The sequence below is a fragment of the Ruminococcus sp. 1001136sp1_2201st1_G3_2201SCRN_220225 genome, from assembly GCF_040924365.1.
Lineage (GTDB): Bacteria > Bacillota > Clostridia > Lachnospirales > Lachnospiraceae > Blautia_A > Blautia_A faecis.
This window is the reverse complement of sequence record NZ_JBCOME010000081.1, coordinates 1-11701: the sequence shown is the minus strand read 5'-3', so window position 1 is coordinate 11701 and position 11701 is coordinate 1. Positions and strand designations below refer to the sequence as shown.

Genomic DNA, 11701 nt, shown 5'->3' with positions numbered 1-11701 from the left:
ATCTTATTCGGGCATAGTATGGGTTCGCTGGCCGTGCGCGCTTTTGCAAGAGATCATGATGACTGCATGGACATGCTGATCGTTTGTGGTTCTCCAAGCAAGAATGGGGCAAGATCTCTTGGAGAAGCAATTGCCCATATGGAAAGTGCTGTGTTTGGACCAGCTCACAAGAGTAAAGTTATCGAAACCCTTTCCTTTGCCGGAAATGTGATGCGCTTCCGCAAGGACAAAAACTGTACTTCCTGGATCTGTGCCAATAAGGCAGCAGCTCAGGAATACTCCGATTCTGAACTTTGTGGCTTTACGTTTACAGATGATGGCTATCTGGCACTTTTTGAGCTGATGAAGCGTGCTTACGACGTAAAGCACTGGCACTGCACCAGACCGAAAATGCCCGTGCTTTTTGTCAGTGGTTCTGATGATCCCTGTATGATCAACGTGCGTCATTTTGCAAAAGCAGTGCAGGATATGCGGCGCGCCGGTTATGTAGACGTGAAAGGCAAGCTGTATCCGGGAATGCGCCACGAAATTCTGAATGAGACAGACCGGAAGCGGGTTTATCATGACATTGCCTTCTATATAAAGAAAAAGGGTTTTTGAGAAAACACGTCCATTATGCATAATATGCTCTATTTTGCACATACTCACAGAAATACAGTGTGAAATGGAGAACTATATGAGAAAAAAAGGCTGGATTCTGCTGCTGGTTCTTCTGGGTGTGGCTTTTCTTATGAGCTGCGGCAAAGATATGGAGCCGGATGAAGCAAAAGGGGAACTGGTAAGAATTGAGAGAGAAGGATGCCAAGCTGGTATCCTTCTTTTTTGAACTGAAAAATAGATTAGTTTTATATAGATTGCAGAAATGATTTTTGAAACAGGCTCCCAAGTCTTTTTTAAACATGCTGTAGTGTTATGATAAACAATCTGCACTTGTGAAACAAACAAATGTCTTTGTATAAAATACACAAAAAATATACCATAATAGCACTGAAAAATAGTACAAGCTTAAAAAATTGCACCGTCACCGTTCTAAAGTTTAAAATGTTACTTGAATAAAGCGAATTGAAATGCTATAATTTTTTTCATATATTATAAAAATGAACTCTGGTCAGAAATCAGTCTGATATGGGTGTGGCGTTTTTGACGGCATCGCTCATAAAGGAAACCGAAATAAATGTTTTCGACCGGAAAAAATAAGGAGGAAAAATGGGAAAGTATTTTGCAAAAAGACTTGGAATGGCGATTCTGACTATCTTTCTGGTAGCCTGTCTTACCTTCCTGCTGATGAATGCTGTACCTGGAAGCCCATGGCTCAGTGAAAAAACACCTTCTGAGACCACACTGGCTGCGCTGAATGCCAAATATGGACTGGATAAGCCGGTCTATGTACAGTTGTTTATGTATCTGAAAAATATTCTTCACGGTGACTTCGGTGTATCACTTAAGATGCAGAAGAACCGTGCAGTTCTTGACATTATCGTGGATATGTTCCCGGTATCTGCCAAGGTAGGTGCACTTGCACTTGCATGGGCGATTCTGGTGGGTGTACCTCTTGGCTGTCTTGCCGCATTTAAGAGAGGCAAGCTGACAGACAGCATTCTTCGTGTGATCTGTACACTTGGAATCTCCATGCCAAGCTTCGTTGTGGCATCTGTTCTTCTGGTAACCCTGACTGGAAACAATGCACTGAATCTGTTTCCGTCTATTTTTAATCCGTCGCAGGGATGGCGCGCCTATGTACTGCCATGCTTTGCCCTGGGCTTTTACCCAATGTGCTATACAGCACGTCAGACACGTTCTGCCATGCTGGATTCCTTAAGCCAGGAGTACATTAAGACAGCCCGCGCCAAAGGTCTGAAGAACAAAAAGATTATTTTCAAGCATGCTCTTAGAAATGCACTGATTCCGGTTATTACATACTTAGGACCGCAGGTGGCCTTTACTCTTTGTGGTGGTTTTGTTGTAGAGAGCGTATTCTCAATTCCAGGACTTGGACGTTACTTCGTACAGTCCATCCAGAACCGTGATTATCCGGTTATTATGGGAACTACCATTTTCCTGGCAGCATTTATTATTCTGATGAACCTGGTTGTAGACCTCCTTTATAAGGTTGCTGACCCGAGAATCAGCCTTGCGAAAGGAGGAGAATGATCGTGGCAGAAGATAAGAAGATTAAGAAATGTCCGGTGAGTCTTCAGCCGGATATTGAGAACCTCCTTCAGGATTTAAGTCCGGATGATTTTGCATCTGCGTCCAGACAGGAGAAGGATGATTTTATTCAGGACCGCCAGAGTGTTTCCTACTGGAAAGATGCCTGGAGAAGATTAAAGAAAAATGTGGTGGCTATGGTTGCACTTGGTGTGATCGTATTCCTGTTTTTATTTGCCTTTGTGGGCCCGCTTCTGATCCCATATGGTTATGACGAGTTTAACAAAGGTGCTGAGAACCTTTATCCCTATCATTACACACTGGAGGACACCCAGCGTGTGAACGACGAGATCGCTTCCAGAACCCAGTCCGATGTAGTGGATGTAGATGAAATGATCGCCCAGGCGAAAGCAGAAGCTGAGAAAAAGGGCGAGAAATTTACAAAGAAAGATGAAGCAGTTATCCGTGCAAAAGCAAAAGTCGCTGCAAAACCTTCAGAAGATTCTTCTGAGGAGCAGAGCGTAGATGAGGATTCCATCCGCAAGGAGCTTGGAATCAAGAAGCATATTTTCGGTTATTCCCAGGCAGAGCTTGAGCGCAAGGCAAATGGGGAAAAAGTATTCCCTCATGTATTTGGTACTGACATGTATGGCCGTGATATTCTGGTCCGTGTTATGTATGGTGCCCGTGTTTCCATGTCTGTCGGCGTATTCGCAGCTATCCTGGTACTGGTGATCGGCGCCCTTTATGGTGCTATTTCCGGTTACTGTGGCGGCAAGGTGGACGCAGTGATGCAGCGTATTGTTGAACTTATTTATGCAGTTCCGGAGATGCTGGTTGTCCTTTTGATCGCAACTGCACTGAAACCAATCCTTACTGACTATGTGAATTCATCAGGAACCAGTCCTATGAAATCCTTTGTCAATGTACTTGGACCGAACCTGATCTCCATGTTTATTGCATTTGGTCTGTTATACTGGGTTACCATGAGTCGTATTATCCGTGGCCAGGTACTTCAGCTGAAACAGCAGGAATATGTAACCGCAGCAAGAGCACTTGGTGCATCTGGCGGCAGAATCATCCGCCGTCATCTGCTTCCAAACTGTATCGGACAGATCGTTGTTACTACCTGCCTGCAGATACCGTCTGCAATTTTCCTGGAATCCTTCTTATCCTACCTTGGAGTTGGTGTTTCTGCACCTCTTCCAAGCCTTGGATCCATGGCAACAGACGCACTTAGCGGTATGTACACTTATACTTACAGACTGATCGTACCTTCCGTGATCCTGAGCATTATGATCCTTGCATTCAACCTGTTTGGCGATGGACTTCGCGATGCTCTTGATCCGAAGCTGAAGAAATAAGAGAGGAGGAGAACAATGTCTGAACAGAAAAATAAATTGCTGGAAGTAAAAGACCTGAAAGTCTCCTTCTTTACCCCGGCCGGCGAGGTAAAAGCCGTTGGCGGTATCTCCTATGACCTTGATTATGGCGAAGTTATGGGAGTTGTTGGAGAATCTGGTTCTGGAAAGAGCCAGGAGGCATATTCTATTATGGGGCTTCTTCAGTCCCCAGGTAAAGTTATCGGAGGCTCCATTACCTTCGAGGGAAAAGATGTCCTTTCTTTTTCCAAGGAAGAGATGACTGCGTTCCGCGGAAACAAAGTAGCTATGATTTTCCAGAATCCCATGACCTGTCTGAATCCGGTTTACACCATCGGAAATCAGCTTGTGGAAGCTCTTCGTGCCCATGATAAGAAAATCAGCAAAGAAGAAGCCCAGAAACGTGCCATGGAAATGATGGAACTGGTTGGAATCAATAATGTGGAGAAGCGTATGAAGCAGTATCCACACGAGTTTTCCGGCGGTATGCGACAGCGTGTCATGATCGCTATGGGACTGATCTGCCATCCGCAGCTTCTGATCGCAGATGAGCCGACCACAGCCCTTGATGTTACCATTCAGGCACAGATCCTTGACTTGATGAAGGATCTTCAGAAAAAGACCGGAATGGGAATCATTTTCATCACACACAACCTTGGTGTTGTGGCAGATATCTGTGACAAGGTATCCGTTATGTATGCAGGTAAAATTGTGGAGCAGGGACCTGTAGATGACATTTTCTACGAGCCTGCACATCCATATACAAAGGGTCTTCTTCGTTCCATGCCCCGTGTTGATGCCGAGAGCTATGAAAGACTGATCCCAATCGAGGGAACCCCGGTTGATATGCTGAATCCGCCGGAAGGATGTCCGTTTGCTCCACGTTGTGAGCATTGCATGAAGATCTGTCTGAAGAAAATGCCTCCTTACGTGGAAGTGGGCGAGAAACATCGTTCCGCCTGCTGGCTTCGGGTTCAGGAGCTTATGAACAAGGAGGAGAAATAAATGGCAGAAGAAAAGAAGCTTCTTGAAATTGAGAATTTACGAAAATATTTTCCGGTAAATGGCATAAAAGGTCCGGGGGTACAGGCTGTACAGGATGTTTCCCTTTATATCAAAAAAGGTGAAACACTCGGTCTTGTAGGAGAGTCCGGATGTGGAAAGACCACACTGGGAAGAACGATTCTTCGCCTTTATGAGCCAACCGGAGGAAAGATTATTTATGATGGCGAAACCATTTACGACAATCCTCTGGATAAAGACGGCAAACCTCTTGGAAAAGCCAAAGCTGCTAAAATGCTTCCCTACAGAAGAAAAATGCAGATCATTTTCCAGGATCCGTCCGCTTCCCTGGATCCTCGAATGACAGTTGGTGAGATCATTGGAGAGGCCATTGATATCCACAAGCTTGCAGCGAGTAAGAAAGACCGCGCTGACATGATCAAAGAGCTGCTGGCGCAGGTTGGATTAAATACAGAGCATGCAAACCGTTATCCACATGAGTTTTCCGGCGGTCAGCAGCAGCGTGTTGGTATTGCCCGCGCCCTTGCAGTAAAACCGGAGTTCATCGTCTGTGACGAGCCGATTTCCGCATTGGATGTTTCTATCCAGTCACAGGTGGTAAACATGCTGGAGGACATGCAGGAGCAGATGGGTCTGACTTATCTGTTCATTGCCCATGATCTTTCCGTTGTCCGTCATATTTCCAACAGAATCGGTGTTATGTATCTTGGCTCTCTTGTTGAGTTGGGCGAGAGCTATGAGCTGAACAGACATCCGATCCATCCATATACACAGACCCTGCTTTCCGCAGTTCCGGTTCCGGATCCAAAGCTGAGCCGGACAAGAAAGCGTATTATTCTGGAAGGAGACGTGCCAAGTCCTATGAATCCGCCAAGCGGATGCCGTTTCCACACCAGATGTCCATATGCCACTGAAAAGTGCAGCCAGGTAACTCCTGTGTTCAGAGAGCATGAGCCGGGCCACTGGGCAGCCTGCCATTTGCTGGACAAATAAAGGAAGTTTAGGTATTTCGTTCTTCTTCACGGAAGAGCTGATGAATACAAGCGTCGATTCTCATCTCTCATGCGGCGCAAAAAAGCATAAAGGAGGAAATGTAATGAGAAGAAAATTTATGTCTATGGCACTGACTGCAGCTATGGTATTAAGCATGGCAGCAACTCCTGTATTCGCCGAGGATACAGCATCTGACGAAGGATTCAACCTGAACCTTTGTATCGCATCTGAACCACAGACAATTGACCCTGCACTGAACTCTGCAGTTGATGGAGCTATCATGTGCAACCATATGTTCGAAGGTCTGGCTAAATGGGTAAATGATGGTGAAGGAAATGCTGTCACAGCTCCTGGACAGGCTGAGTCCTGGGAAAAGGCCGAGAACGAAGATGGTACAGTTACTTACACTGTTAAACTTCGTGACGGAATCAAATGGTCTGATGGACAGGCTGTAACAGCTGGTGACTTCGTTTATGCATGGCAGCGTCTAGCAAATCCTGAGACAGCAGCAGATTACTGCTACATGATCGACATGGTAAAAGGATATGACGCAGTTGCTGACGGAAGTGCGGATCCAAGCACTCTTGGAATTACAGCAGTTGATGATCAGACTCTTCAGATCGATCTTACCTATGACTGCCCGTATTTCGAAGAAATCATGGCATTCCCGGCAACCTTCCCGGTTCGTCAGGATATGGTAGAGAGCAGTGACAACTGGACATTTGATCCAAGCACATACATTGGCAATGGACCATACAAAATGACAGAGTGGTCTCACAATGCTTACATCTCCATGGAGAAAAACGAGAACTACTATGACTATGAGAATCTTGGACCGGATACTATCAAGTTTACACTTCTTGATGACAACAACGCAATGCTCAAAGGTTACAACAACGGAGAGCTTGATTTCATCGAGAACCTTCCTGTAGACGAGATCCCGACCTACCTTGCTTCTGGCGAGCTTGAGATTGGTGACTATCTTGGAACCTACTATGTATGCTTCAACACAGAGGACGAAGTTTTCTCTGACCCTAACATCCGTAAAGCGTTCTCACTTGTAATCGACCGTAACTACATCGTAGAGAACGTTTCCCAGGCTGGTGAGGTTCCGGCTGACGGATATGTACCGAACGGTGTAAATGATGCAGCTGGTGCTGGTAGTGATGACTTCCGTACAGTAGGCGGTTCTTACTACAGCATTTCCGATGAGGATTATGAGGCTAACTGCGAAGAGGCCCGTCAGCTTCTTGCAGACGCTGGTTATCCGAACGGCGAAGGCTTCCCGACTGTAGAGTATCTGTACAACACAGCTGATAACCACAAGAAGATCGGTGAGGCTCTTCAGAACATGTGGCAGACAGAGCTTGGTGTAACTGTTAACTTGAACAACCAGGATTGGAACGTATTCCTTCAGAACAGAAAAGATGGTAACTTCCAGATCGCCCGTAACGGCTGGATCGCAGACTACAACGATCCTTGCTCATTCCTGGATATGTGGTACACAGACGGCGGTAACAACGACGCTCAGTACTCTAACCCAGACTATGATGCAGCTATCGATGCAGCAAAAGCTACTTCTGATCCGGAAGAGCGTATGAAAGCATTCCACGAAGCTGAGGATATCCTCATTGGACAGGACAGCGTACTTGCTCCGATCTACTTCTATACACAGCCATATATGCTCAATCCAGACATTGACGGCATGTACTACACACCACTTGGATACTTCTTCTTCGGTTATACAAGTAAGAAATAATCAAGTCAAAAGAATATAAGTCTTTTGGTATTACTTAAATGTGATGCAGAAGAAAATGACAGGCATTCGGAATTTTTCCGGGTGCCTGTTTTTTGAGCAGCAACGAAAGCAGGATAAAATTTGCGAAGCTGTTTTATTCTGTTGACCGATTATGCATGATAGCGGTATAATAAACAGATAATGGTTATTGAACCAGACAGGAGGAACATATGATGAGAGCCAGCGGTATTTTATTGCCTATATCCAGTATCCCTTCCAACTATGGAATCGGATGTTTTTCTAAAGAAGCTTACGCTTTTGTAGATCAGCTTGCAGAAGCGGGTCAGAAATACTGGCAGATCCTGCCACTTGGACCTACCGGATACGGGGATTCCCCTTACCAGTCTTTTTCCACATTTGCAGGAAATCCTTATTTCATTGATTTGGAGGAATTGATCCAGAGAGACCTTCTCACAGCAGCAGAATGTGCAGAATGTGACTGGGGCGGCAGCAAAAGCTATGTGGACTATGAGAAGGTTTATCTTTCCAGATTTTCCCTTCTTCGGAAGGCTTACAGACGTTTTTACCAGATGGATGGGAAAGAAAAGGAGCTTCAGCTGATCCGTGAGGAGATGGAAGCCTTTGAGAAAGAGCAGGGCTTCTGGCTTGCAGATTATTGTCTTTATATGGCAGTAAAGGACAGCCTGGAGGGAATTTCCTGGAATCAGTGGCCGGAGGACTTAAAGACACGTAAGCCGGAGGCGCTTGCTAAGGCAAGAGAGGAGCTGAAGGAGGATATCAGCTTCTATGCCTTTCAGCAGTTCTGGTTCTACCGCCAGTGGAACCGGCTGAAGAAATATGCAAATGACAGAGGTATTAAGATCATCGGTGATCTTCCTATTTATGTGGCTTTTGATGGCGCAGATGCATGGGCGAACCCGGATCTGTTCCAGTTTGATGAGGAGGCTACACCGGCAGCAGTGGCAGGATGTCCTCCAGACGCTTTTTCCGCAACTGGTCAGCTGTGGGGAAATCCACTTTATAATTGGGAATATCATAAGAAAACAGGTTATAACTGGTGGATCCTTCGTATGGCTCACTGTATGAAGCTGTACGACAAGGTCCGGATCGATCATTTCCGCGGTTTTGACGAGTACTGGTCAGTTCCCTATGGAGATGAGACCGCTGAGAATGGAAAATGGGAAAAAGGTCCTGGAATAGAACTGTTCAAGGTCCTGGAGGAAAAAATTAAGAATCTGGATGTGATCGCAGAGGATCTGGGATTCCTTACAGACAGCGTCAGGGAGCTTCTGGCAGAATCCGGATATCCGGGTATGAAGGTGCTTCAGTTTGCCTTTGATGAAAGCGGCGAGAGCGTATATCTTCCTTTCCGATATGACAAAAACTGTATTGTATACACTGGAACCCACGACAATGAGACTACGAAGGGCTGGCTTGGAAACCTTACCCAGTCAAACAGAGACTATGTGAACCAGTACACAGCCTGTGAGGAGAAAGACACAGATGAATGTGTATGGGGGCTTATCCGGGCGGCACAGTCCTCAGTAGCAGAAGTGTGCGTAGTACCTTTGCAGGATTATCTCTGTCTTGGAAATGAAGCGAGAATGAATACGCCTTCTACTTTGGGAGACAACTGGAAATGGCGTCTTACAAGAGGTCAGCTTACGGATGAGATCATTCATAGAATTAACGCAATGACCAGATTATATGGACGAATCCAGGAGAATAAGAAGTAAGATGAAGAGATTGCTTATATTTTTGAAGGGCTATGAGAAAGAAAGTTTTCTGGCTCCTTTGTTCAAAATGCTGGAGGCCACCTTTGAGCTGATCGTGCCTCTGGTTGTTGCAAGAATCATGGATATCGGCATTAAGAATCAGGACAATGTCTATATCTGGCACCAGTGTGTGATCATGGTACTGCTTGGAGTGATCGGTCTTGCATGTTCCCTGACAGCACAGTATTTCTCTGCAAAGGCAGCCATGGGATTCAGCACTGCCCTTCGCAAGGAGCTTTTTTCCCATATCAGCAGGCTTTCTTACAGAGAACTGGATATGCTTGGAACTCCTACCCTTGTGACAAGGATCACCAATGACGTGAATCAGGCACAGACTGGTGTGAACATGGTACTTCGTCTGTTCCTTCGTTCTCCTTTTATTGTTGTGGGTGCAGTGATCATGTCCTTTACCATTGATGTGAAGATTGGCCTGATCTTCCTGATTGCGGTTCCGGTGATCTCCATTGTAATTTACGGAATTATGCGTACAACAGTGCCAATTTACAAAAAGGCTCAGTCATTTCTGGACCGAATTTCACTGATCACCAGAGAGAATCATGTGGGTGCCAGAGTGGTAAGGGCTTTTGGAAGACAGCAGGAAGAATATAAAGAATTTTCAGAAGTAAACGACGATTACACCAAGGTGCAGGTAAGAGCGGGAAAAATTTCCGCACTTCTGAATCCTGCCACTACGGTTATCATGAACTTTGCCATTATCGGAATCCTCTGGTATGGAAGCAAGGAAGTGTCTGTGGGTATTCTTACACAGGGGGAAGTGGTTGCCCTTGTAAACTATATGAACCAGATCCTGATCGCACTGATCGCTCTTGCAAACCTGATCGTGGCAGTGACAAAGGCTATGGCTTCCGGTGTGCGTCTGAATGAGGTGCTGGATACACAGCCGTCTCTCACGGATCAGGGCAATAGTGTTCAGAAAGAAAATGCAGGCGCTGCAAGAGTTGTCTTTGAAGATGTGAGCTTTACCTATGCAGGCAGCAAGGAGCCGGCGCTTTCCCATATTTCCTTTACGGCAAAACCAGGTGAGACCATCGGCATCATTGGTGGTACCGGATGTGGTAAATCCACTCTGGTCAATCTGATCCCACGCTTCTATGACGTAACTTCCGGTAATGTGGTAATTGATGGAAATAATGTAAAAGAATATCCATTTTCACAGCTTCGTAAAAAGGTGGGGATGGTACCACAACAGGCAGTTCTGTTTAAGGGAACCATCCGTGACAATATGAAATGGGGCAAAGAGGACGCTTCCGAAGAAGAAATCCAACGGGCTCTTTCCATTGCGCAGGCAAGTGGTTTTGTAAAAAGTAAGCCGGAGGGCTTAAATACCATGGTAAGTCAGGGCGGCGCCAATCTTTCCGGCGGACAGCGCCAGCGTCTTACCATAGCAAGAGCACTGGTGGGAGATCCGGAGATCCTGATCATGGATGACAGTGCTTCTGCCCTTGACTTTGCCACAGATGCGGCTCTTCGTCATGCCATTCATGAGCAGACAAAGGGAATGACTGTGTTTATCGTTTCCCAGAGAGCAACCTCCATCAAGCAGGCAGATAAGATCCTGGTTCTGGATGATGGTGAGCTGGCTGGTGTGGGAACACACAAAGAGCTTATGGAATCCTGTGAGGTCTACAGAGAAATCTGCCTGTCACAGCTTTCCGAACAGGAGGTGAACCGCTGATGGGAAGGAATAAAGAGACTATGAAGAGGGTACTGAAATTTATCAGCCCTTACAAAGCAAAAATTATCATTATGCTTCTGACAGCGCTTGTCACCGTTGGATTTACCCTGTATACACCCATTCTGATTGGTAATGGTGTAGATAATATCGTAGGTCCGGGAAATGTAAATACAGCCGGACTTTTGAAGGTGCTTGGAGCTCTGGCTGTGATCGTTGTGGGAAATGCAGTTTCCCAGTGGGTGATGAACCTTCTTACCAATCAGGTTACCTACAGCGTGGTGCAGGATGTGCGAAGCCAGGCGTTTGCCCATCTTCAGGAGGTGCCGGTATCTTATATAGATGCCAATCAGCCAGGAGATATTTTAAGCCGTATTGTTTCTGATGTCAGTCAGTTTTCAGATGGTCTCCTTATGGGCTTTACCCAGCTGTTTACCGGTGTGCTGACCATCTTTGGAACCATTGGATTTATGCTTTCCATCAGTGTGAAGATCACAGTGATCGTTATTTTGCTCACTCCGATTTCCCTGTTCGTGGCAAGCTTTATCGCAGGCAGAACCTTCCGCATGTTTCAGGAGCAGTCCGAGAAGAGAGCGGAGATGACTTCTATTGTGGAAGAGCTTGTTGGAAATCAGAAGATCGTGCAGGCTTTTTCCTATGAGGAGAGAGCTAATGAAAGGTTTGGAAAAGTAAATGAAGAGCTTCGCGTCTGCGGAATCAAAGCGATTTTCTTTTCCTCTATTACAAACCCATCCACACGCTTTGTAAATGGTCTTGTTTACACAGCAGTTGGAATTTTTGGTGCATTTACAGTAATTAAGGGCGGTATGACTGTGGGACAGCTGACCAGCTTCCTGAACTATGCAAATCAGTATACCAAGCCGTTTAATGAGATTTCCGGCGTTATCACAGAGCTGGAGAATGCGCT

Annotated in this window: 10 protein-coding genes; all 10 read left to right on the top strand. The window is 45.9% G+C overall.

What is annotated here, in order from left to right; all coding sequences use genetic code 11:
• On the top strand, positions 1 to 600 hold a 600-nt coding region (locus AB5642_RS18380; RefSeq protein WP_368371821.1), incomplete at its 5' end, for an alpha/beta hydrolase.
• 76 nt (positions 601 to 676) lie between these two features.
• Positions 677 to 826 (top strand): hypothetical protein, encoded by a 150-nt coding sequence (locus tag AB5642_RS18375; protein WP_173773360.1) that lies wholly within the window; start codon positions 677 to 679, stop codon positions 824 to 826.
• Between the two features lie 380 nt (positions 827 to 1206).
• Complete coding sequence (locus tag AB5642_RS18370) at positions 1207 to 2151, top strand: ABC transporter permease (protein ID WP_173718253.1); 945 nt, start codon at positions 1207 to 1209, stop codon at positions 2149 to 2151.
• Positions 2152 to 2153: 2 nt separating this feature from the next.
• Complete coding sequence (locus AB5642_RS18365; RefSeq protein WP_118579270.1) at positions 2154 to 3512, top strand: ABC transporter permease; 1359 nt, start codon at positions 2154 to 2156, stop codon at positions 3510 to 3512.
• A gap of 15 nt (positions 3513 to 3527) precedes the next feature.
• Positions 3528 to 4535 (top strand): ABC transporter ATP-binding protein, encoded by a 1008-nt coding sequence (locus AB5642_RS18360; RefSeq protein WP_118579216.1) that lies wholly within the window; start codon positions 3528 to 3530, stop codon positions 4533 to 4535.
• On the top strand, positions 4536 to 5546 hold the full coding sequence (locus tag AB5642_RS18355) for an ABC transporter ATP-binding protein (RefSeq protein WP_118579213.1): 1011 nt from the start codon (positions 4536 to 4538) through the stop codon (positions 5544 to 5546).
• Between the two features lie 103 nt (positions 5547 to 5649).
• A complete protein-coding gene (locus AB5642_RS18350; RefSeq protein ID WP_118579210.1) occupies positions 5650 to 7305 on the top strand; it encodes a peptide ABC transporter substrate-binding protein in 1656 nt (551 codons plus the stop codon).
• Positions 7306 to 7514: 209 nt separating this feature from the next.
• Complete coding sequence (malQ, locus tag AB5642_RS18345) at positions 7515 to 9041, top strand: 4-alpha-glucanotransferase (RefSeq protein WP_330590200.1); 1527 nt, start codon at positions 7515 to 7517, stop codon at positions 9039 to 9041.
• 1 nt (position 9042) lies between these two features.
• Positions 9043 to 10776 carry an ABC transporter ATP-binding protein gene (locus tag AB5642_RS18340; RefSeq protein WP_148462791.1) on the top strand — a complete coding sequence of 578 codons (1734 nt, stop codon included), beginning with the start codon at positions 9043 to 9045 and terminating at the stop codon, positions 10774 to 10776.
• The coding region (locus tag AB5642_RS18335; protein WP_368371819.1) for an ABC transporter ATP-binding protein at positions 10776 to 11701 on the top strand (926 nt) is incomplete at its 3' end. The genes AB5642_RS18340 and AB5642_RS18335, both read left to right, overlap by 1 nt.